General features: G+C 59.7%; 18 protein-coding genes, 2 tRNA genes and 2 pseudogenes. 12 read left to right on the top strand and 10 right to left on the bottom strand.

The window, feature by feature from the left end:
- The first annotated feature begins 361 nt into the window (after positions 1-361).
- The 7 genes from LG371_RS03240 (at position 362) to LG371_RS03210 (ending at position 6,193) form a co-directional block, all read left to right on the top strand.
- Complete coding sequence (locus LG371_RS03240) at positions 362-2,179, top strand: tetratricopeptide repeat protein (protein ID WP_225747721.1); 1,818 nt, start codon at positions 362-364, stop codon at positions 2,177-2,179.
- Between the two features lie 296 nt (positions 2,180-2,475).
- A complete protein-coding gene (locus tag LG371_RS03235) occupies positions 2,476-3,063 on the top strand; it encodes an outer membrane lipoprotein LolB (protein ID WP_067593306.1) in 588 nt (195 codons plus the stop codon).
- Entirely contained in the window at positions 3,063-3,917 is an 855-nt protein-coding gene (ispE, locus tag LG371_RS03230) for a 4-(cytidine 5'-diphospho)-2-C-methyl-D-erythritol kinase (protein WP_225747720.1), read from the top strand. Before LG371_RS03235 ends, ispE begins: the two co-directional genes overlap by 1 nt.
- Before the next feature lie 109 nt (positions 3,918-4,026).
- Positions 4,027-4,103, top strand: a tRNA-Gln gene (locus LG371_RS03225).
- A gap of 18 nt (positions 4,104-4,121) precedes the next feature.
- Positions 4,122-4,198, top strand: a tRNA-Gln gene (locus tag LG371_RS03220).
- 345 nt (positions 4,199-4,543) lie between these two features.
- Positions 4,544-5,527, top strand: coding sequence for a ribose-phosphate pyrophosphokinase (locus tag LG371_RS03215; protein ID WP_156503541.1), 984 nt, complete (start codon positions 4,544-4,546; stop codon positions 5,525-5,527).
- Positions 5,528-5,620: 93 nt separating this feature from the next.
- Entirely contained in the window at positions 5,621-6,193 is a 573-nt protein-coding gene (locus LG371_RS03210; RefSeq protein WP_067593316.1) for a 50S ribosomal protein L25/general stress protein Ctc, read from the top strand.
- Between the two features lie 369 nt (positions 6,194-6,562).
- Here the strand turns inward: LG371_RS03210 and LG371_RS03205 are convergent, their stop codons facing one another.
- The 4 genes and pseudogenes from LG371_RS03205 to LG371_RS03190 all read right to left on the bottom strand — a co-directional run.
- Positions 6,563-7,444: a cysteine ABC transporter substrate-binding protein gene (locus LG371_RS03205; protein ID WP_225747750.1), complete on the bottom strand. Its 882-nt coding sequence runs from the start codon at positions 7,442-7,444 to the stop codon at positions 6,563-6,565.
- A gap of 102 nt (positions 7,445-7,546) precedes the next feature.
- Positions 7,547-8,284, bottom strand: coding sequence for an amino acid ABC transporter ATP-binding protein (locus LG371_RS03200; RefSeq protein WP_225747719.1), 738 nt, complete (start codon positions 8,282-8,284; stop codon positions 7,547-7,549).
- 1 nt (position 8,285) lies between these two features.
- Entirely contained in the window at positions 8,286-8,954 is a 669-nt protein-coding gene (locus LG371_RS03195; protein WP_225747718.1) for an amino acid ABC transporter permease, read from the bottom strand.
- Positions 8,944-9,222 (bottom strand): annotated as a pseudogene (locus tag LG371_RS03190) (ABC transporter permease subunit); the annotation flags it as partial. The pseudogene LG371_RS03190 and the gene LG371_RS03195, both read right to left, overlap by 11 nt.
- A gap of 27 nt (positions 9,223-9,249) precedes the next feature.
- Here LG371_RS03190 and LG371_RS03185 point away from each other — a divergent pair.
- A complete protein-coding gene (locus LG371_RS03185) occupies positions 9,250-9,567 on the top strand; it encodes a hypothetical protein (protein WP_225747717.1) in 318 nt (105 codons plus the stop codon).
- Between the two features lie 223 nt (positions 9,568-9,790).
- Here LG371_RS03185 and LG371_RS03180 read toward each other — a convergent pair whose 3' ends face one another.
- The 3 genes and pseudogenes from LG371_RS03180 to LG371_RS12225 all read right to left on the bottom strand — a co-directional run.
- Complete coding sequence (locus LG371_RS03180; RefSeq protein WP_225747716.1) at positions 9,791-10,318, bottom strand: OmpA family protein; 528 nt, start codon at positions 10,316-10,318, stop codon at positions 9,791-9,793.
- Positions 10,319-10,389: 71 nt separating this feature from the next.
- Complete coding sequence (locus tag LG371_RS03175; protein ID WP_225747749.1) at positions 10,390-13,212, bottom strand: autotransporter outer membrane beta-barrel domain-containing protein; 2,823 nt, start codon at positions 13,210-13,212, stop codon at positions 10,390-10,392.
- A 1,605-nt stretch (positions 13,213-14,817) separates the two neighbouring features.
- A pseudogene (locus LG371_RS12225) lies at positions 14,818-14,877 on the bottom strand (ESPR-type extended signal peptide-containing protein); the annotation flags it as partial.
- Between the two features lie 442 nt (positions 14,878-15,319).
- Between LG371_RS12225 and coaBC the strand changes: the two are divergent.
- Positions 15,320-16,513, top strand: coding sequence for a bifunctional phosphopantothenoylcysteine decarboxylase/phosphopantothenate--cysteine ligase CoaBC (gene coaBC, locus LG371_RS03165; protein WP_225747748.1), 1,194 nt, complete (start codon positions 15,320-15,322; stop codon positions 16,511-16,513).
- Between the two features lie 215 nt (positions 16,514-16,728).
- Here the strand turns inward: coaBC and cls are convergent, their stop codons facing one another.
- The 3 genes from cls to LG371_RS03150 all read right to left on the bottom strand — a co-directional run bounded on the left by cls (position 16,729) and on the right by LG371_RS03150 (position 19,482).
- Positions 16,729-18,186: a cardiolipin synthase gene (gene cls, locus LG371_RS03160; protein ID WP_067591945.1), complete on the bottom strand. Its 1,458-nt coding sequence runs from the start codon at positions 18,184-18,186 to the stop codon at positions 16,729-16,731.
- Positions 18,187-18,374: 188 nt separating this feature from the next.
- Positions 18,375-19,262 (bottom strand): polyprenyl synthetase family protein, encoded by an 888-nt coding sequence (locus tag LG371_RS03155; protein WP_225747715.1) that lies wholly within the window; start codon positions 19,260-19,262, stop codon positions 18,375-18,377.
- Complete coding sequence (locus tag LG371_RS03150) at positions 19,255-19,482, bottom strand: exodeoxyribonuclease VII small subunit (RefSeq protein WP_067591951.1); 228 nt, start codon at positions 19,480-19,482, stop codon at positions 19,255-19,257. Before LG371_RS03150 ends, LG371_RS03155 begins: the two co-directional genes overlap by 8 nt.
- A 265-nt stretch (positions 19,483-19,747) precedes the next feature.
- Here LG371_RS03150 and LG371_RS03145 point away from each other — a divergent pair, with 265 nt between their 5' ends.
- From LG371_RS03145 to LG371_RS03135, 3 genes are all read left to right on the top strand, one after another.
- On the top strand, positions 19,748-21,178 hold the full coding sequence (locus tag LG371_RS03145; protein ID WP_225747713.1) for a sodium:proton antiporter: 1,431 nt from the start codon (positions 19,748-19,750) through the stop codon (positions 21,176-21,178).
- Between the two features lie 69 nt (positions 21,179-21,247).
- Entirely contained in the window at positions 21,248-21,772 is a 525-nt protein-coding gene (locus LG371_RS03140) for a hypothetical protein (protein WP_225747712.1), read from the top strand.
- Positions 21,773-21,819: 47 nt separating this feature from the next.
- The gene (locus tag LG371_RS03135; protein ID WP_067591957.1) at positions 21,820-22,503 is read left to right on the top strand and encodes a pseudouridine synthase; all 684 of its coding nucleotides are present in this window, start codon (positions 21,820-21,822) and stop codon (positions 22,501-22,503) included.
- Positions 22,504-22,713 lie beyond the last annotated feature (210 nt).

The following is a 22,713-nucleotide window of genomic DNA, read 5'->3' as shown; positions in this document are numbered from 1 at the left end:
AGGCTACCTGAAAACAAGCAAGGCGCGTTTGGCGAATACAAAGTTCCCGCAGAAAATGAATTTCTGCGCAGCCAAAAGCGCCAAGGTAAAAGTTTTCAGGTAGCCTGAAAAACATCTGGCAAGCCAAGCCCGATTGCGTTATATAGCGAATTAACTTAACTTTCGCTACGGCGTTGGCTCGCCTTGCTGTACTACTTGTACTATCTGCAGCTCGCCGCCTTGTATCGAAAGTTACAAAATCCGCTATAAACCATGCCTCCCGCAGTTTTCACTGCATTGAAGCACACGTTTTTAGCTTCGCAAAGCATCGTTTTCAGGTAGCCTCTTTCCAACGGCTGCCAAACCATCCCAAGGAACCCCTATGCTCCCACGGCACCCCCGCCTCCGCGCCCTAGCCCTTGCCGCCGCCCTCCTGCTGCCGCTGGCCGCCCAAGCCCAGCCCGCCGCACCGCAGCCCACACCCAAACCGCTCTCCCACCGCGAAATCATCGAGCGCGCCAACCACTTAGTGGCCGCCTTCTCCTCCGAAATCGCCCTGCAGAAAGGTAACGGCACCGACGCGCTGGCCACCTACCTGAGCCTGTTCCGCCGCACCCGCGACCCCGTTGCGGCCGAGCGCGCCGTGGAAATCGCCCTCTCCAGCGACCAGCGCCTGGCCGAACAGGTGCTCAACACATGGCGCATCGCCGAGCCCAACCCCTCCCCCGAGCAGAAACGCATGCGCTGGACGGTAGCCGCCGCCAAAGGCGACGTGGCCGCCGTGCGCGCCGGCCTGCCCGAAGTGCTCGCCCAAACCGACCGCCACCGCATACGCAGCGTGTTCCTGCGCGTTTCCCAGCTCGCCCTCTACCACCCCGAAGCCGCCGATGCGCCCACCACCCGCCAGGTGCACCAGGCCGCCGCCCGCTTCCCCGGCCTGCCCGAAGCCGCCATCGCCGACGCCATTTATTCCGCCCATGCCGGCCGCACCGCCGATGCCAACGCCGCCCTGCGCCGCCTTGCCGGCCTCGACAGCGACATCCGCCCGCTCACCAGCATCACCCTGCGCCTGATTGCCCAGCGCCAGCCCGAAGTACTGCAATACTTCTTCTCCCACGCCGACAGCCGCCACCTCTCCCCCATGTGGCAAACCCTGCAAGTGGAATCCCTCATCAGCGCCAAACGCGAAGAAGAAGCCTACCGCCTGCTGCAATCCCTCCTCGCCAAAAATCCCGATTCCGACCTCTACATCCAGGCTGGCATCCTCTCCGTGCGCCGCAAAGAGCCCGTGACCGTATCCCTCAACTATTTCGACAAAGCCTATCTGCACGGCACCAGCCAGCAGAAAAGCCGCGCCGCCCTGCTCGCCGCCGCCCGCCTGTATGAAGACAAAAACACCGCCGACGCCCGCACCTGGCTCGAACGCGTAGAAGCCCCCGAAAGCCAATTCGACAAACAACTCCTCTTGGCCAAACTCGCCGAGCTCAACAAAAACTGGCCCGCCGCCCAAGACGCCCTGCTGCGCGCCGAAGCCGTAGTCGGCCGCGAAAACACCCTGTTCAACGCCGACGACCTGCTCATCACCCAGCTGCGCATCACCCGCGAGCAGCCCCCCGCCGAGGCCCTCGCCCAGCTGCGCACCCTCCACCGCCGCTACAGCGACAATTCCGCCCCGCCCGCCATGCTCGCCCTCATCCTCGAGCAGCGCGCCTTCCTCTATGCCGACCGCCTGCAACAGCCCGACAAAGCCGTGGCCGACCTCAAGCAGGCGCACGAGCTCGTGCCCAAAAACCCCGACATCCTCAACTCCCTCGGCTACACCATGATTGCCCAGCCCGGCGCCGACCTCAACCAAGCCCGCCGCTACATCGAGCAAGCCCTCGCCCGCCGGCCCGAAGCCCCCGAAATCCAAGACAGCATGGGCTGGGTGCTGTTCAAACAAGGCCAGCCGCAAGAGGCCCTGCCCTACCTGCAAAAAGCCCACCGCGAGCTGCCCGAAGCCGACGTGGCCGCCCACCTCGGCGAAGTATTGTGGACGCTCGGCCGCAAAGACGAAGCCATCGCCGTGTGGCAGGCCGCCCGAAGCAAAGACGACAGCAAACAAGTGTTGCAGGAAACCCTGCAACGCCTCAACGTATCCCTGCCGCCCCCGCCCGAGAAAAACAGCAGCGGCGCAAACGGCAACGGCAGCAGCAAATAAAGCACAGGCTACCTGAAACCCCATCCCGTTTTCGCAAAATTCGCCCACTCGTTTTCAGGTAGCCTTTCCCCCAACTTTACCCGCCGCCTACCCATCCTAACCCGCCGCGGCTTTATCATGCCCCAAAATTTTCAGGTAGCCCCAAGCAAACAAAAGGCTACCTGAAAAATAGCAACACCACACCGCAGGTCGGCATTCATGCCCGACAAGCCCCGCAAAGGCCGCCTGAAAACCAAGCCATCCTATTTTCAGGTAGCCCCACACCCCATCAGGCTACCTGAAACGCAAAACACCCCATGACCCGACACCTCCCCCCCTTCCTCGCCGCCCTCCTCCTCGCCGCCTGCACCACCACCGGCACCCAAATGCCCGCCGAAGGCTGGCGCGAAGACGCCCCCACCCCCCAATTCGAAGCCTCAGGCCGCATGGGCGTGAAAGAAAACGAACGCGGCAGCTACGCCAACTTCGACTGGCTGCGCACAGCCGCCCTCCAGCTGTTTGAAGTCAAAACCCCGCTCGGCAACAGCGTCGGCCGCCTCTGCCAAGACAGCCGCGGCGTAGAAGCCGTTGCCTCCAACGGCCAAGTGTACCGCGCCGCCAGCACCGCCGAGCTCAGCCAACAACTGCTCGGCTACGACCTCCCCGTCGCCTACCTCGACCGCTGGGCCAACGGCCTGCGCGTGCCCGGCGAACCCTACAGCATCCTGCCCGACGGTCGCCTCCAGCAAATGGGCTGGCGCATCCAGCGCAACCTGGATGAAAACGGCCAAGTCCGCCTGCTGCACATGGAACGCAGCGGCCTGAGCCTGCGCCTCATCTTCGACCGCTTCGGCCAGCCCGAACGCAGCCCCGCCAACTGCAACGACACCGAACAGGCCGTCTGATGAGCCCGCACCCCGCCGCCCGCGCCTTCCCCGCCCCCGCCAAGCTCAACCTCAGCCTGCGCATCACCGGCCGCCGCCCCGACGGCTACCACCTGCTCGAAAGCCTCTTCTGCCTCATCGACCTGTGCGACACCGTTTGGCTGCTGCCCCGCTCCGACGGCCAAATCATCCTGCACAACCCCGCCGGCGGCATCCCGCCCGAACAAGACCTCAGCTATCGCGCCGCCCGCGCCCTGCAACAATTTTCAGGTAGCCCCCAAGGCGTGGAAATCTGGCTAAACAAACGCATCCCCAGCGGCGGCGGCCTCGGCGGCGGCAGCTCCGACGCCGCTACCGTCCTGCTCGCCCTCAACCACTTGTGGCGCACCGCCGTGCCGCCCGAGCAGTTGCACACGCTCGGCCTCGCCCTCGGCGCCGACGTGCCCTTCTTCCTGTTCGGCCAAAACGCCTTCGCCCAAGGCATCGGCGAAATCCTGCGCCCGATGGCCGTGCCCGAGCAATGGTATGTCGTCGTGCACCCCCACACCCACGTCTCCACCCCCAAAATCTTCGCCTACCCCGACCTCACCCGCAACAGCCCGCCCTGCCCCAACCCCAGCTTCGAGCAACTGCAACCTTTCCGCAACGATATGCAGGCCGTGGTGCTGGCTGAATACCCGAGCGTGGCCGCCGCCTTCCGCCTGCTGCAAAACCACGGCCGCCCGCAAATGAGCGGCTCTGGCGCCTGCCTGTTTCTCGCCTGCGCCACACAAAGCGAAGCCGAACACATCCGCAGCAGGCTACCTGAAAACCTGGCCAGCTGGTGCGTGCGCGGCTTAAGCCGGCACCCCCTGTCCGCCATGCTGTGTCCCTAGCCAAACAGCGCGCCCCGCCCTTTACGCAGATTCGTCTTGACAACGCGCCGGGAAAAACGCATAATTCGCACCTTTAGTGAATCGCCTGTCTGAAACGGCAGGTCAACACTGGGGATTCGCCAAGCTGGTTAAGGCATCGGATTCTGAATCCGACATGCGTAGGTTCGAATCCTACATCCCCAGCCAGGTTCCAAAATATGATTTTGGGGATTCGCCAAGCTGGTTAAGGCACCGGATTTTGATTCCGGCATGCGTAGGTTCGAATCCTACATCCCCAGCCACCTTGCAAAAGCATGTACGCGTTACATGCTTTTCTTTTTGCTGCGGCGCAACACGGCAAAAGGCTACCTGAAAATCCTTTTTCGGCATTTCCTTGCCGAAAACCCCGCCTGCCGGATTTTAATTGCCTCAAACATACGGGAAACAAACCCCCCACCACACCTGCCGCCCGCCTCCGCCCCGGCACTGCGCAAACCTGCCCGCAGCCCGCGCAAACAGCGCTTTGGTTTTGCCCGCATCCGGCGTATAATCCGCCGTTTGCAAGCCAGCCAAAACCAACACGCGAGGAAGCGGCAATGTTTCCGACAGTCGGCGGCGAGACCGCAAACAACACAGGTAATGAAGATATGGCATACGAAAGTTTAATGGTATTTGCCGGCAATGCCAGCGTCGGCTTGGCCGAGAATGTGGTGAAACATCTCGGCATTTCATTGGGCCGCTCTTCCGTGGGCAAATTTTCCGACGGCGAAGTTGCCGTGGAGCTGCTGGAAAACGTGCGCGGCCGCGACGTGTTTATTTTGCAGTCCACCTGTGCGCCCACCAACGACAACCTGATGGAACTGCTCACCATGGCCGACGCGCTCAAACGCGCTTCTGCCGGCCGCATCACCGCCGCCATCCCCTATTTCGGCTATGCCCGCCAAGATCGCCGCCCGCGCTCCGTGCGTGTGCCGATTTCTGCCAAGCTGGTGGCCAATATGCTCGCCACCGCCGGCATCAACCGTGTGCTGACCGTGGATTTGCACGCCGACCAAATCCAGGGCTTCTTCGATATTCCGGTGGACAACATCTACGCCACCCCGATTCTGGTGCACGACATCCTGCAGCAGCGCATCGAAAACCTCACCGTGGTGAGCCCCGACATCGGCGGCGTGGTGCGTGCACGCGCCGTAGCCAAGGTGCTGAACACCGATTTGGCCATCATCGACAAACGCCGCCCCAAAGCCAATGTAGCCGAAGTGATGAACATCATCGGCGACGTGCAGGGCCGCACCTGCCTGATTGTGGACGACATGATTGACACCGCCAACACGCTGTGTAAAGCCGCTTCCGCCCTGAAAGAGCGCGGCGCCGAGCGCGTGCTGGCCTACGCCACCCATCCGGTGTTCTCCGGCGAAGCGGTGAGCCGCATCGCCTCTTCCGACATCGACCAAGTGGTAATTACCGACACCATCGCCCTCTCGGAAGCCGCCCGCAGCTGCGGCCGCATCCGCCAGGTAACGATTGCCGGCCTCTTGGCCGAAACCATGCGCCGCATCAGCAACGAAGAATCTGTCTCATACCTCTTCAACGAGGATGTGGCATCCCCGGGAGCATTGTTCCTCCCCTAAGCAGGTTTGCCGCTTCGGCAAGCCGTTTCCGTGCCGTCAGGGTTGGTCGCAGCCCGGCAGACGGTACTTTTTCACTTTAATGGAGTTTGACCCATGTCTTTTAAAATTGAAGCCCAAGTGCGCGAAGAGCAAGGTACTGGTGCGAGCCGCCGCCTGCGCCGCGAAGGCCGTGTGCCCGCCGTGGTGTACGGTGCCGGCGAAACCCCGGCCGCCGTCTCTGTCGATCACAAAACCGTATTCTTCGCCCTGCAGAAGGAAGCCTTCCACACCGCCATCATCAAGCTGGCGCTGAACGGCAAAGAACACGACGTGATCGTGCGCGATTTCCAGATGCACCCCTTCCGCCAGGAAGTGCGTCATATCGATTTCCAAATCGTTCAGGCCGGCAAGCCGATCAAGATCCGCCTGCCGCTGCATGTGGTGAATGCCGAGAAATCTCAGGCTGTTAAACTGCAAAACAGCCGCGTGGCGCTGCTGAACACCAGCGTAGAAGTGCTGCTGGATCCGAAACACATCCCGTCTGAGCTGCTGCTGGATTGCGAAAAAGTGGTGGCCGGCGATGTATTGCACTTGTCCGACATCCAATTCCCGGAAGGCGTGGAAAGCACCGCGCTGCGCCGCGGCGCCAACCTGGCCGTGGCCACGGTAACCGCCGCCGGCAAATAAGCCGATACGCTGCAAACCAAACCCCGCTGCGAAAGCGGGGTTTTTGTTTGCCTGGCTTTGGCGCGGAAAAAGGCTGGCTGGAAGCGTGAGCTTCAACGAAATGAGCGATGCCTCGCGAAGCAAAAAGAGGTTTCACGGTTTTCAGGTAGCCTTTTCACACGTTTTCCTCCCAACAGGCTACCTGAAAACAAAAGCATCCGCTCCAGCCTATTCAAATAAGGTTCAAACGAGCTTTCCAAAAGTACGCCGCTGCGGCGTGAACCTGCTGATATTTTCAGGTAGCCTCCACCCATAGCCTTGCCACACAACACACAAAAGGCTACCTGAAAAATTTCAGGTAGCCTTCACAGACTGCAAAGCAATCCGCGCTTATTTTGCCAAAATCTCGGCTTCCTTGTCGCCGTATACCGGGCGCAGGGTTTTTTCATAGGCGGCGTGCAGGCGGCCGTCTTGTTTGATGGCGGCGATTTCCTGGTTTACCCAATCGAGCAGCGAGCGGTTACCTTGGCGCACGGCGGGGGCGATGTGTTCGGCCGGGCCGATGTTGCCGATGGCCACTTCAAAATTGGGGTTTTCTTTGGCCCATGCCCACAACAACGCGTTGTCGTGTGCCAGCGCCACGCCGCGGCCGTCTTTGAGCGCATCGAAGGTTTCGGTGTTTTGGTCGAACTTCAACAGGTTGATGTTGGGATGGTTTTTGCTGAAATAGGCATCGGCGGTGGTGCCTTTGTTCACCAGCAGGGTTTTGCCTTCCAGCTGCGAAATATCGGTAATCGGCGCGCCTTTGGGAGAAACCACGCCCAGCGCCACGTTCATATACGGGCTGGCAAAATCCACCACTTCGGCACGTTCTGGCGTTTGGGTGAAGTTGGCCAGAATCAGGTCCACCTTGCCGGAGCGCACGTATTCCACGCGATTGGCGGCTTCGGTGAGCACGAATTCCACTTTGTCGGGGCTGCCGAGCAGGTCGTTGGCCAGGTATTTGGCGATTTCCACGTCGAAGCCTTGGCTTTGGCCGTTGGCATCCACATAGCCGAAGGGTGGCTTGTCGCCGAACACGCCAATGCGGATCACGCCGCGCTCTTTGATTTGCGCCAGCGCGTCGTCGCCGGCCACGGCTGCGGCGGAAGCGTTGGATGCACTGCCGGAAGCCGCCGGCTCGCTGCCGGCCGAACCGCCGCCGCAGGCCACCAGGCCGAAACCAATAACCGCGCCGGCCAATAATGCTTTGAAAGATTTATGTAACTGCATCATATTTCCTTTTCTGTGTAGGGATAAAATCCGAGGGTTTGCTAAGAGGCTACCTGAAAATGGCGTGCGGCAAGGCCGATAACCGGCGCCTGCCGGCCGCCATCAAATCGAAAAATCCATGCCGCTGAGAAACTGCTGGACGCGGCCGCTTTCCGGCTTGGTGAAGAAACGGTCTGGCGTGCTTTCCTCGATGATATGGCCGTGATCCATAAACACAATCCGGTCGGCCACTTTGGCGGCGAACTCCATTTCGTGGGTAATAATGAGCATGCTCATGCCCTCGCGCGCCAGCTCCAGCACCACGTCCAACACCTCTCGCACCATCTCCGGATCGAGCGCGGCGGTGATTTCGTCCAGCAGGATCACTTCCGAATTCATGCACAGCGCGCGCACGATGGCGATGCGCTGCTTCTGCCCGCCGGAAAGCTCGCGCGGGAAGGCCGTTTTGCGGTTGAGCAGCCCCACGCGGGCGAGCAGCTTGTCGGCCTGCGCCTCCACTTCCTCGCGGCGGCGCCCCTGCGCCTTCATCGGGCCGAGCAGGATGTTGTCGATCACATTCATGTGGGCAAACAGCTCATAGCTCTGAAACACCATACCCACCTTCTGCCGCGCGGTTTCCCACGGCACATCCTTGCCGAATTCGCCCACGCCTTCCATTTCGATGCTGCCGCCCTGGTGCGGCTCCAAGCCGTTGATACAGCGCAACAGCGAGCTTTTGCCGCTGCCTGACGGCCCCAAAATCACCACCACCTCGCCTTTATCCAGGCTCAAATCCAAATCTTGCAACACGATGGTGTCGCCGTAGCTCTTGCGCAGGTGGTGCACGTTCAGCAAAGCCATATCAGCTCTCCCATTTCTTTTCCAGATAGCCCGCCAGCAGCGAAAGCGGCCAGCAGCACAAGAAATACAGTATAAAAATCAGGCCATACACCCAAAACGAAGCATTGGGCATGGTGAGCAGCGAGTTTTCGATAATCTGCTGCCCCACCTTCACCACTTCCACCACGCCGATCAGCGCGGCCAGCGAGCTGGTTTTCACCATGCGCGTGAATAAGTTAATCGCCCCCGGCAGCGCCCGCTGCACGCTCTGCGGCAGCTCGATATGCCAAAACACCTGCCGCCGGTTCAACCCCAGCGCCTTGGCCGATTCCACCTGATGCCTTTCAATCGACTCCAGCGCCCCGCGCACTAAATCGCCCATCTCGCCCGTACCCCAAAACACAAACACCCAGATGCACACCCAAACGTTGCTCAAATGAATGTCCGTCCAGGCCGACAGGCCGAAATACAGCACAAACAGCCACACCAGAATCGGCACAATCCGCACCGTTTCCAAATACAGCGCGCAGGCAAAGCGCACCAGCGGATGCCGCACCCGCATCAGCAGCCCGAACAGCGTGCCCAACACGCAAGACAGCGCCACCGACACCAGAGAAATCTTCGCCGTGAGCCACAAGCCTTGCGCCAAACGCGCCGCATTCTGGCCGGCAAACAGCCACTCAAGCACCATATTTCGCCTCCCGCAGCCGCCTTTCGCCGTAGCGCACCAGCAGCGACACCGGCAGCAGAATAATCAGATAGCTGATAAACAGTAGCAGCAGCGCCTCGTTGGTTTTATAGTCCATGCCGATGATGTCTTTGGTTACAAACATCAATTCCGCCACCGCCACCGCGCTCACCACCGAAGTTTCCTTCATCAAAAACAACACATTCGCCCCCACCGCCGGCACCGCCACCGCCCAAGCCTGCGGCAGCACCACAAAACGGAACACCTGCCACGGCTTTTCAGTGAAAAGGAGCAAATCATGCCTGATATTACTTTACCTCGTGATTGGGTATGCAACGGTAGGGAGTTGAAACCAAGAAGTGGCGGTACATCTAGAGAAACTTGGATTTTCGATGGCAAGGAAATCAAACCCAAAATCGGTGGAACATCAAGGGATACCTGGCTTTTTGATGGTCGGGAGCTAAAACCCAAAATCGGCGGTACTTCCCGTGATGTATGGGTAATTGATCGAGATAAATTAAAACCCAAAATTGGCGGCAGCAGCAAAGATACCTATGATCTAAATGGCGAGCCAATTCTGGTGGCATTTGCCCAATTGATTTTGAAGCTGTGGTGACCCTTTGAAACGATAGTGGCTTGACACTCTTTCGATATAAGGAGAGCAAGCTGCCTGCAGTACAAGTAATGCGGCAAAATACAGCAACAGAGAAAGTTACGTTACGATAAAAGCCGAATCCCATTGGAACAGGATTCGGCTTTATTTATGCAACATCATTATGCGGCCAGAGGCTACCTGAAACATGGCAGCCGCTTAAACTATGCCTTGTATTAGCAGCCGCCTATTGCTGCGCCGTGCCGGTAATCTCCACGGTAACGCGGCGGTCGGGCTGCAGGCAGGCTTTGAGCGCGGCGGTGGCGCGGGTGCCGTGGCAATCGGTGGTCACGGGCTGGCTTTCGCCGGCGCTGGCCACGCTGATGGGGTCTTGCACGCCTTTGCTTTGCAGATAGGCTTTCACGGTTTCGGCGCGACGCAGGCCGAGGTTGTGATTGTATTGCTCGCTGCCCAGGCGGTCGGTGTGGCCGACGAGGGCGATGCTGTCGATCTGGGCTTGGCGGCTGACGAGGTTGGCGGCCAGCTGGTCGAGCGTGGCGCGGCCTTCGGGCAGCAGGTCGCCGACGGCGGATTTGTTGAAGCGGAACAGGGCGTCGGCAGAGAGGTTGATGCGCTCTACCTGCGGCTGCGGTGCGGGCTGGGCAACGGGCGCTTCTTCGGTACACCAGCGGTGGTGCACGTCGCGGGCGAGGGCGGAGCTGGCGAGGCCGGCGATGAGGCTGCCCAGCAGGAGGGTTTTTGCAATTGGGTTCATCTGTTTTCCTTTTGAAGCTACCTGAAAACTGCCATGCGGTTTTTCAGGTAGCCTTTTGATGGGTTGAACGGTTATTTCCAGGTGTACTTGAAGCCGACGCTGCCGCGGTAGCCTTGGCGGCTGGCGCTGCCGAAGTTGTGCTGGTAGCGGGCGTCGCCGTACAGGTAGGCGTTGTTGGACACGGGCAGCTGGCCGCCGATGCCGACTTCGCCCCAGGTGGCGTTGCGTTTTTCGCGCACGTTGTCTTCACCGATGTCCACGCCGTGCGGGTTGATGAAGTCGTGCCACACGTTGGCCACGGCGTAGAAGGTGTTGGTGCGCAGGTTTCTGCTGGGGCCGTTGTAGGCAAGGCGTGCGCCGAGGCGGCCGCGTAGGCTGTGCTGTTTATCCTGGCTCACTTGGCGGATGCCGTCGTTGAAGTCTTTCAGGCCAACGTATTGGTACACCAGCTGCGCCTGCGGTTCGATTAGCCAGCCGCCTTGGTTTTCGGCACGGCTACCGAGGGCGAAGGGGCGGCCGACTTCGGCAGAAAGGGCGGCTGCCCAGCCGTTTTGTTTCACGCTGGCGCTGTCGCGGCCTTGGTATTTGTTGCGCAACCAGCTCAGCTGGCCCACCAAGTCAAGATAGCTGCCGTTGGCGGCATAGTTGGTGTTGCTCAGGCCGAGGCTGACGGCGTCGGTGGTGCCTTTGCCGCTGTAGTGGTCGGCGCTCAGCACACCGTTGACGGCGCGGTAGCGGTCGTAGAAGTCGGTGTCGGCACGGCTGTAGGCCAGGTAGCCGCCAGTGAGGCGGTGGCCGCCTTTGTCGTTGCGGCTAACGGCGAAGTCGTGGCCGATTTGGAAACCGCCCATTTTGGTTTCGAAGTTGAGGCGCTCTTTGCCGTCGCTCTCCAGGCGGCTGCCCAGGATGCGGGTCCAGGTTTGGCCTTTGGCCTGCTCGCCGCAGCGGCCGCAGTCGTCCCAAGCGAGGGTTTGGTTCTCGCCGCGACGCTCATGCAGGGTGCCGAGGGTGTGGTGGCCGATTTCCTGGTTTACCTGCGGCATCAGCACATAGCCGGCCACGGCGGGGGCATAGATGTATGCCGAGGGGTTGGGGGCGTTAGGGTCGGCAAACAGCGTCCAGGCATACACGTTTTTGCCGCCGGCAGTGCTCTTCAACACCAACTGGGCTTGGCCGGCATTAGTAGTATTAGCGGTGCCGGTGAAGATGGCATTGTCGTCGGGCTGGCCTTCTTGCTGGGCGGGTGCGTTGGGCTGCGGCTGTTCAACCGTAACCACATCAGACGAGAACTGCTGGGCCCGGCTGCGGGCAATGTTGCCGATGATGCCGTTGGGTGTGCTGACGGTGGTGGTGCCGGTGGCCGTGCCTTTGATGATCAGGTGGTCGGAATCCTGGTCGCTGGCACTGTTCCACAGGGTGTTCACCACCAATTGGCCATTATTGCCGGCGTAGTTGCCGTTTACCGTGATGGTTTTGTAGTTGCCTGCTGCGGCAGTGGCGGGGGCAACGAAGGCAACCGTGCCGGCGTTATCCAAGTTGGTTACGGTGGAGTTGCCGGTGTTGTTCCAGGTGGTGCCGTTGTCGAGCTCCACGGCAGACGTGCCTGCCGCCAGCGACATCGCGCCGTTCAGGGTTGCGCCGTTGGTTACCGTCAGCGAGTTGGTGCCGGATACGGAGTTGAACACGTTGGTGCTGCCGGTTACGGTGCCGCCGTTGATATTGATGGAGTTGCTGCCGCCATTGGCTTGCAGGGCGTTGCCATTCACTTTCACGGTGGCGTTGTTCAGCACGGCTTTGCCGCCGTTGAGCGTTTGCACGCCGGTGCTGCCGGCACCGTTCAGGTTGAGGCTACCTGAAAATTCTACGGTGGCACCGTTCTGCGCGGTGTAGCCGGTTGTGCCGGCCGCGCCGGTGGTGGTGTTCAGGGCGGAAAGCAATTTGGTGGTGTTCACGGGGCTGCTGCCGGCCACCAATTGGTTGTTCAAACCGTAGCTTCTGCCGTCGGCTTTACCGATGGTGACGCCGGTGGCGCTGTCGGCTACGGTGGCCGTGCCTGACAGGCTGCTTTCCGCACCGCCGGACACCAAGGCGACGGTTGAGCCGTTACCGGTCAGATTGAAGGTGCCGTTGTTTACCGTGATATTGGAGGTTTTGCTGGCAGCGGTATCCCGGCCGTTGCTGGCCAAAATAACGGCGTCTTTGCCGGAAGCGGTAACGTTCAGGCTGGCAGCATTAATCGAGCCGCCTTCATCCGCACGGAACAGGGTGGAGTTTTCGGTGGTGATGTCGGTGCTATTGGTTAAGGCTGCCACAGTGGCCGAAGCAGAGCCGCCGTTCACATGGTAGGCAATCTGGTTTTTTGCGCCGGCAGAGTTGTCGAACACGGTTTGCGTACCCGCATTCACGGCCATGACCGAATTGCCGCGTGCGTGCGCACCAATTACGTTGTCGCCTTTCAGCGTCAGCGTGCCGTCGGTCACCACTTCGGCTTTACCTGTGCCGCGACCATCGGCATAAATGCCGTAGTTGCGGGTAACTTGGTTGGCAGAAGCTTCTTCCACCGTGATTTTGCTGCTGGCGGTGTTGGTGATTTTGGCTGTGCGCCCCGCTTCGGCCACCACATTTTCGCCCACGGCATTGGTGCCGGTTACGTTAATTGCGCCGGCATTGGTGATTTTGGCCGCATCGGAGTTTTGCGCCTGGATGCCAACGTTCTGTTTCGGCTGACCACTGGCTACTGTAGCGTTACCTGACACGTTGATCACGCTGTCCGCACCCAAATTTACCGTGGTCGAGGCGTTGCCGTTGCTCACCCTAACAGCAGTTGCACCTTGGGTTTCCTTGCCGATGGTAATGATGCCGTTGTGGTTGACTTGGGCAGCATTTCCAATCACATTGATGCCTGTTTCTGCCGAGGTGTTGGCAATCAACGTAGTAGTAGCAGTTTTACTGTACTGTGCGGTTCGCCCGATATAAATTTCACTACCCTTTTCTCCGATGAATGTGCCATTAGTGCCAACATATACCCCATCTACACTACTACTTGGCGCATTATTGACACCAACATTAATAACCCCTCCAGTTTTATTAGCAATAACAGCATGATCCTTAACGATAATGCCATAATTAGGATGGGTATAATTAGGAAAAGTGTATCCTGCCACATTAATAATGCCAGAGTTCTCAAATTTTCCTGAGTCCTTGGCAATAACGGTATCTGCTTCAGAATAATATGCATTTCCACCAGGCGTGCTGCCACGGGTATCATATTCCTCACCTGCATAATAACCTCCTGATATAACACCATAATTTTCTGCAACACTGCCTGCCCCACGTACCATAACACTATTAAAGTGCCCTGATAATGAAGCACCTTCCTCCACCACCGCTTTACCACCATTCTCAGCCAGCATCCCTCCTCCATTTGATTCGAAATTTCCTGAACCAAAACTTACACGATGCTCTAAGATGGCACCATTTTTTAAGGTAGCAGTCGAGCCTGTTCCCGTAGCAGCCATAATCCACCGTTCAGGTGTTGGTTTTAAAGAATCCGGGTGGTTGGTTCCCGTATTATTTTTAGTGAGAATAACCTTTTCCGTAGTAGTTGCCTCGTTATACCGACGGTTGTAGGCTGCTTGTTGTGTTTCCCCATCATTGGCAAATCCCGGTTGGCCGACAGCCGCTTTTAAAGCCTCATTAAAAGCCTGCAAATCAGCAATGCTATTGATGTTATAGCTGGTTCCCAGCAAATTTACCGTTTTAGGAGCCAGCACCCAGAACGTACGGGAGGTACTTGTTTCCCCAATGAGCATTCCTTCAAAATTAATACGATTTTTAGAAACCCATGCTACGGCACCACCATTTTCTGCCTGAACCATACGGGTTTGTTTTGCAGGAAGCTGACTTGGCGGAGTATTGACATTTTTTGAGGGCGCTTGCGTGCTGTCACCCAAGTTGGCAATCAGCATGCTGCCATTACCATTGGCTGTACCCAAACGCATATTGACATAAGCATCATTTCCGGTCGGAACAGAAATGGTTGTATCGCCAACCGTTTGCCCTTGGATATTGTTATAAACATTGACCGTCTGATGACTGCCGCTAGCTGGGTCTATTACCGTAACTGTTGTACCTTGTTGGTTGGAAATAATCCGTTCGCGTGCCAAATCATTTGCTATCCCTGGATCGCTAAAAATATCCTTCGCTGCTTTTGAAATAGTGGATGGACTGTTAGTAGTCAATTGATTGTTCAGGGAGGCAGCGGTTAATGTAACCGTATCGCCGCCGGTAACCAGCACCTGTCCCCTGTTATCATCGTTGGTGGAAACTGTATATATCCCCATATCGCAGCTGCCGCCGCTGGCCACGGTACTGCCGTTGCCGCAAGTAGAAGCCGTCGCCGGCAGGGCGGATACGCCGATGCCCACCACGGCAACAAAAGCCAGCAGTTTGGCAGCCGAGGGGCCGGAAGATTTCTTCCGGCTGGCGCGTTCCAGTTCCGAGCAAACCACCCAAGTGCTTTGTTCTTCAGAATAAACGATGTTATAAATTTTGTTCATTAGATTAATCCCTTGAAGTGAGAAACAAATCTCCGGCGCATTTAAAACCAGGCTTCAAATGCCGTTCCGCAAAATCGAAAAACAATGCAGCTTAACATAACCATACGGCACGCTTGCGGACTTCTGTAAAGAAAAACTGGAAATGATGGGGAAAAGATACAACGCAGCAACACGTCATCTCTTTGTATACATTACTCTAATTTCAATCATATTGACGCCCGCACCTCCTTGAGGCTACCTGAAAAGGCATAGCAGATTGACTCAACTTGCAGCAGCATTACTGCCCCTTGCCACATCGTTCCCATCAAGCTTTATATTTTCAGGTAGCCTGCCCCACCCCGTAAGGCTACCTGAAAAGCCCGAATTCCTGCGCAGCCAAAACCACCCCTTCCCTGTGTTACCATACCGCCCGTTTCCCTCGCTCAAGCAAGAACTCCACACCATGTCCAAACCGCCCAAACACATCCTGCTCGGCATCAGCGGCGGCATTGCCGCCTACAAATCCTGCGAACTGGTGCGCCTGCTGCGCAAGCAGGGGCACAGCGTGAGCGTGGCCATGAGCCGCGCCGCCGCCGAATTCGTCGCCCCGCAAACCTTCCAAGCCCTAAGCGGGCAGAGCATGTGGACCGACCATTCCGCCGCTGCCGGCAACGGCATGGCGCACATCAACCTCAGCCGCGAGGCCGACGTTTTCCTCATTGCCCCCGCCAGCGCCAACACCCTGGCCAAAATCGCCCACGGCCTGGCCGACAACCTGCTCACCACCCTCGCCGCCGCCCGCGCCTGCCCGCTGGCCGTGGCGCCTGCCATGAACGCGGAAATGTGGCGCAACCCCGCCAACCTGCGCAACATCGCCCAGCTCCAGGCCGACGGCATTACCGTGTTCGGCCCCGCCAGCGGCAGCCAGGCCTGCGGCGAAACCGGCCAAGGCCGCATGCTCGAAGCCACCGAGCTGGCCGAGCTGCTGCCCGATTTGTGGACGCCCAAGCTGCTTGCCGGCAAACGCGTGCTGCTCACCGCCGGCGCCACCTTCGAAGCCATCGATCCCGTGCGCGGCATCACCAACCTTTCCAGCGGCCGCATGGGCGTGGCGCTGGCGCAGGCCTGCCGCGCCGCCGGGGCGGAAGTGGTGCTGGTGGCAGGGCAGCTTCAGGTAGCCCCGCCCGCCGGGGTGGCCGTGCATCATGCTCACAGCGCGCAAGCCATGCACGACGCCGTGATGCGAGAAGCGTGCGCCTGCGACATCTTCATCGGCGTAGCCGCCGTGGCCGACTACCGCGTGGCCAACCGCAGCGCCGAGAAGCTGAAAAAAGACGGCAGCGGCACACCGCCGACAATCGAGCTGGCCGAAAACCCCGACATCCTCGCCGCCGTGGCGCACCTACCCGATGCGCCTTTCTGCGTAGGTTTTGCCGCCGAAAGCCACCATGTGCTGGAGCACGCCCGCGCCAAACGCCTGCGCAAAGGCGTGCCGCTGATTGTGGCCAACTCGGTGGCCGACGCCATGGGCAGCGCCAGCAATCAGGTCACGCTCATCAGCGGCTCGGGCGAAACCGCGCTGCCGGAAATGAGCAAGCGCGACACCGCCGACGCCATCGTAGCCGAAATCGCCCGCCTGCTCGGCCAGGCCGGCTGAACGCTTGCCCCGCGCCGAACCGTCAAATTTTTCAGGTAGCCTCCCGCCGCACGGGAAGGCTACCTGAAAACCATTCTTGCTACGTCAAACTCATTTTTACCGCATTGCAGCCCATGCTTTCAGACAGCCTGCTTGCAAAATTAAGGAAGCAAAGATTAAGGCTACCTGAAAAGTGATTTCCGCTTTTCAGGTAGCCTTTATTCAACAGTTTGCCGCTATAGCAGCGGGCTGGCCAGCCGCACGCAGCGTTCGGCGAAGCGGCGTATCCTCGGGCGCTGCTGCCATTTCTTCAGCTCCACCTCTTCGCAGTTTTTCAGGTAGCCTTCCAGCAGCGCGGCCACAGCGGCCACGCTTTCGGGCGAATACAGCGCCAGGCTCACTTCCAAATTGAGATAAAAGCTGCGCATATCCATGTTTACCGTGCCAAACAGCGCAAAGCGCCCGTCCACCACCACCGCCTTGGTGTGCAGCAGGCCGCCGCCATACATTTTCAGCTTCACCCCCGCATCCAAGAGCGGCTGGTAATACGCGCTGCTGGCATAGCGCACCAGGCGCGAATCGTTGCGCCGCGGCAAAATCAGCACCACTTCCACGCCGCGCTGCGCGGTCATGGTGAGTGTGTTGAGCAGGGCTTCGTCGGGCACAAAATAGGGCGTGCTGATCACCACCCGCTCCTGCGCCACGTTCAGCGCATTGAGCAGCACGTCGTACACCAGCGCCGTGTCGCCGCCGGGGTGCGAGGGCACCACTTGCAGCGTTTCGCGCCCGCTGTCGGCGCCGCGTTCGGGCACGCCGTCGAGATAGCCGCTCAGGTATTCCAGCGTGGCGTTGAGGTTGTGCGCGTTTTCCACCGCCCAATCGCCGTAGAATACCGCCGCCAATTCCTGCGCCGCCACGCCTTCGCAGCGCAGCACCGCGTCCACCCATTCGCCCACGCCCGCGCCCTGCTTAAACAATTTGGGGTCCACCAGGTTGTAGCTGCCGGTGTAGGCGATGCGGTAGTCCACCACCAGGATTTTGCGGTGGTTGCGCAAATCGGCGCGCACCCACAGCGAGCTGATTAAGCCGAACGGCAGCGCGGGAGTGACTTCCACGCCTGCCTCGCGCAACCTGTCCGGCCAATCCGACAGCCAAAAACCCTGGCTGCCCAGCGAATCAGCCAGCAGCTGGCAGCGCACGCCGCGATCGGCCGCGCGCATCAGCGCCTCCAGCACGGCCTCCACCCGCCCGCTGCCTTCCACAATGTAAAACTCCAGCAGGCAGCAATGCTGCGCCGCTTCAATATCCGCAGTGAAGGCCTGCAAAATCGAATCGGTGTCGGCCAACAGGCGTGCGCTGTTGCCGCCGGTGGGCGCGAAGCCCGACTTGCCGCGCACGAAACGCGCGAGCTGGCGGAAGCGCATATCGGGCACCGGCGCGGCTTCGGGCGGCAGGAAGCGGTCGGCAAACTCGTCATGGAAGGCTTGCAGCTCGACCTGCCGCGCCACCCGCGCCCGCCCCAGCTTGGATTCGCCGATGAGCAGGTAGGCGCCCACGCCCACGAAGGGGAAGGCAAACAGGAGCGTGAGCCAGGCCAACGCCGCGCCGCTCGAACGGCGCGAATAAATCACGCGCAGGGCAATGGCCAGCGTGAGCAAAAAGTGGGCGGTGAGGAAAATGTTCGACCAACTCATAAGCGTGTTATCCGGTTAGGCAGGCGGCCGCTTGAGGCTACCTGAAATTTAGCAAGCTGCTAGAAATCTCAAAACTATAAGCTGCTTAAGTTACGAAAAATTTTTACGATACGATCGCATCAAAAAAGGCTACCTGAAAAACCAAACCGCAGTTTTCAGGTAGCCTCTTTATCGTTTGCCGCAGGGCATCAGTTGCCCCGCGCGGTAACATAGGCCGCGAGCTGCCGCAGCCGTTCGGCCCGCTCGCCGAAGCCGGCTAAGGCCTGCTGCGCTTCGGCCACCAGCCGTTCGGCATAGGCGCGGGCGGCGGCCAGGCCCATCAGCCGCACATAGGTGGGTTTGTCGGCTTCTTGGTCTTTGCCGGCGGTTTTGCCCAGCGTGGCGGTGTCGGCTTCGCAGTCGAGCACGTCGTCGATCACTTGGAAGGCGAGGCCGAGCTTGGCGGCGTAGCTGTCCAGTTTGGCCAGCGCGTCTTCATCCAAATCGGGGCAGCTCAAGCCGCCCAGTGCCACGGCGGCGCGGATGAGGGCGCCGGTTTTCAGGCGGTGCATGGTTTCCAATTCGGCCTGCCCGATCTGCCGCCCCACGGATTGCAAATCAATCGCCTGCCCGCCGGCCATGCCGAGGCTGCCGGAGGCGCGCGCCAAGGTGTGCACCATTTCGAGCTGGCGCGCGGCGGGCAATGCGCCGGGGCGGCTGAGCACATCAAAGGCCAGGGTTTGCAGCGCGTCGCCCACCAGCAGGGCGGCGGCTTCGCCGTATTGCACGTGGCAGGTGGGCTTGCCGCGGCGCAGGCTGTCGTTGTCCATGGCGGGCATGTCGTCGTGCACCAGCGAATAGGCATGCACCAGCTCCACGGCGGCCAGCGCGGCTTCGGCGGCGGCTTGGTCTGATTCGCCCAATTCGGCGGCGGCCAGCACCAAAAGCGGGCGCAGGCGTTTGCCGCCGCCGAGTACGGCGTAGCGCATGGCTTCATGCAGGCCTTCGGGCAGGCTGCTTGCGGCGGGCAGCACGCGCTCCAGCACCAGCTCAGTTTGGGCGCGGGCGCGCTGCTGCCATTGTTTCAGCTCACTCATCTTGTTCCAGCACCAGTTCGCGCTCCTGCCCGGCGTCGAGCACTTGCAGTTTTTGTTCCACTTCGGCCAAACGCGCCTGGCAGAAGCGCACCAGCTCGCTGCCTTCCTGATAGGCGGCCAGCGCGTCTTCCAGCGGCATGTCGCTGGCCTGCATGGCTTGGTTGATGGCTTCCAGCCGGCTCACGGCTTCTTCGAAGGTTTTCGGTTTTTTCTTGGTCATGGCGGGTGGTTTTGCGGTTTGATTCAAGGGCGGGATTGTAGCACAGCGGCCGGGCGGGTTCAGGCGGCTCCGACCAGGCAGAGGCTACCTGAAAATCTGCGGCCCCTGCCCGAGCGATGTTTTCAGGTAGCCCCAACGCCGATTTCATACTGACACACCGCCCACTTTCATTTACAATCCCCTCACCCGGCCGGATTGCTACAAGAAATCCGGCTTGCTATTTGCCGGCCCTTGCCGCCTCCAACTGCCATCAAAAGGAAACCCGATGCGTATCCGTCACGCCCTCTTCCCGCTGCTGCTCGCCCTGCCGCTGCCCGCGCTGGCCGCCGAGCTCAACGGCGCCGAGCTGAGCCTGCCCTGGGGCATCCCCTTCGTGCTGATTCTGCTCTCCATCGCCACCGGCCCCCTGTTTTTCGCCCACATCTGGCACCACCACTTCGGCAAAATCACCGCCGGCTGGACGCTCGCCTTCCTCATCCCCTTCACCCTGGTATATGGCTTCTCCACCAGCCTGCACGTGCTCGTGCACGCCCTGGTGGCCGAATACATTCCGTTTATCCTGCTGCTGTGGGCGCTCTACACCATTTCCGGCGGCATCCTGGTGTGGGGCAACCTGCACGGCAGCCCGTGCCTGAACACCGCCCTGCTCGCCATCGGCACGCTGCTGGCCTCCGTGATGGGCACCACCGGCGCCGCCATGCTGATGATCCGCCCCATCCTGAAAGCCAACGACAACCGCAAGCACCGCGTGCATGTGGTGGTGTTTTTCATCTTCCTGGTGGCCAATATCGGCGGCGGCCTCACCCCGCTGGGTGACCCGCCCCTCTTCCTCGGCTTTTTGAAAGGCGTGGATTTCATGTGGACGGTGGAGCACATGCTGCCGCCGGTGCTGATTAGCGCCGCCGTGCTGCTCACCGTGTTCTACTTCCTCGACCGCCACTACTTCGCCCAGACCGACGAAATCCTTGCCAAAGACCCGAGCCCCGACAGCCCGCCGGAAAAAATCAAGCTCATGGGCAAATGGAACTTCCTGCTCTTGGGCGGCGTGGTGGCAGCCGTGATGATGTCCGGCATTTGGAAGCCCGAACACCCCGGCTTGGAAATCCTCGGCACGCACTACGCCCTGCAAAACCTCGCCCGCGACGTGATTTTGGTGGCGCTGGGCATCACCTCGCTGCTGATCACGCCCAAGCAGGTGCGCGCCGGCAACGAATTCAACTGGGGGCCGATTGCCGAAGTGGGTAAGCTCTTCCTCGGCATTTTCATCACCATCGCCCCCGTGCTCGCCATGCTGCAAGCCGGCGAGAGCGGCCCCTTCGCCCCGCTGATTGCGCTGGTGCACGACGCTGCGGGCAACCCGATCAACACCATGTATTTCTGGATGACCGGCATGCTCTCCGCCTTTTTGGACAACGCGCCCACCTACCTCGTGTTCTTCAACATGGCCGGCGGCGACGCGCAGGCGCTGATGACCGGCCACCTGTTCCACTCGCTTTTGGCCATCTCCATGGGCTCGGTGTTTATGGGCGCACTCAGCTACATCGGCAACGCGCCAAACTTCATGGTGAAGGCTATCGCCGAACAGCGCAAAGTGCCCATGCCCGGCTTCTTCGGCTACATGATGTGGTCGTTCGGTATCCTCGTGCCGCTGTTTATCCTGCACACGCTGATTTTCTTCGTGTGGCAGATTTTCTAAGGGCGCAGTAAGATGAAGGCTACCTGAAAACTATTTTTCAGGTAGCCTTTGATTTTCGGGGAGCGAAAAATGAAGCAATCCGGTTCTTATTCTGACCTTCAGTCTTTTGGTTATGGCTTGGCAATCGTTGCCGTAACCATCGTCTCTATTGCTGCTGTCGTCGCTAATTTCATCTTTACTTGGCACATCCTTGCCGCATTATCCGTAGAAGCATCAAACCACAACGATGCTATGGTATGGATATTCCTAATTGCTCCGACCGCTGCTCTTATCACCACACTGCTTCTCTTGTTCAAACTTTTCATTCCAGCAATGTTGTTTCCGGAAGAAGATAATAAAACCAAATATATGCCCTACGGCATCCAAGACATCTTTTCCTTAATCGCCTCACTTTTTGGCATAACAGCCATCTACCAAATTCAGAAAACTCCACTTGCCGGCTTGCCTAAAGACTTCTGGGCACCCCCGCTTTTCGTTATCTGGGGCTGGGTAGTCATCCGCTCCGTCCGCTATGTGGTATGGAAACTGCGCCTTGAAGCCAAGCAAGCAGCAACCCCAATCCCCATTTTTCAGGTAGCCCCAAAGGCTACCTGAAACCCTGTGCTATCATCCCGAATCCCACACTCATCCCCCGCCCAACCATGCAGCTCACCAAATACCTCCAAGCCCAAGGCATCGGCAGCCGCAAACAATGCCGCCAGCTTATCGAACAAGGCCGCATCGCCATCAACGGCGCTCCCGCCGAACACCCCGCCGCCGAAATCGAGCCCACCCAAGTGCACAGCCTCGCCATCGACGGCGAAGCGCTCGCCGTCATCCCCCTGCCGTATTATTACATCCTGCTGCACAAGCCCGCCGGCTACGAAACCTCCCACAAACCGCGCGACTACCCCAGCATCTTCTCCCTGCTGCCCGATCACCTCCGCGCCACCGGGCCCCAAGCCGTCGGCCGCCTCGACGCCGACACCACCGGCGTACTGCTCCTCACCAACGACGGCGCCTTCAACCACCGCCAAACCTCGCCCAAACAACACGTGGCCAAGCTCTACCGCGCCACCCTCAAACATCCCGCCGGCGAAGAACTGTGCGCCACCCTGCGCCAAGGCGTGCTGCTGCACGACGATAACGAAACCGTGGCCGCCGCCGCAGCCGAGCTCGAAAGCCCGCACAGCCTGCTGCTCACCCTCACCGAAGGCAAATACCACCAAGTCAAACGCATGGTGGCCGCCGCCGGCAACCGAGTGGAAGCCCTGCACCGCCTGCGCTTCGGCGATTGGGATTGCCAAGGCCTGCAACCCGGCGAATGGCGCTTTATCCAGCCCTAGCGCCGCCGTCAGGCAAACCAGCAGGTTGCCCTTCAACCTTCCCATCCGTTCCCAACACAAGCCCGCGGCTTACTGCTTCCCTCCGGCCTGCCGATACTTTTTAGCTTCGCAGAAACTCCGCTGCACGGCGTTTTGACTGCGTTGAAGCTTACGCTTTCAGGCAGCCTTGCCCGCCCCAGCCAAACAAAAGGCTACCTGAACTTTTCAGGT

The sequence above is a fragment of the Eikenella sp. Marseille-P7795 genome, from assembly GCF_916618725.1.
GTDB lineage: Bacteria > Pseudomonadota > Gammaproteobacteria > Burkholderiales > Neisseriaceae > Eikenella > Eikenella longinqua.
Note: the sequence above shows the minus strand (reverse complement) of the source record. Positions and strands in the feature narration are given on the sequence as shown.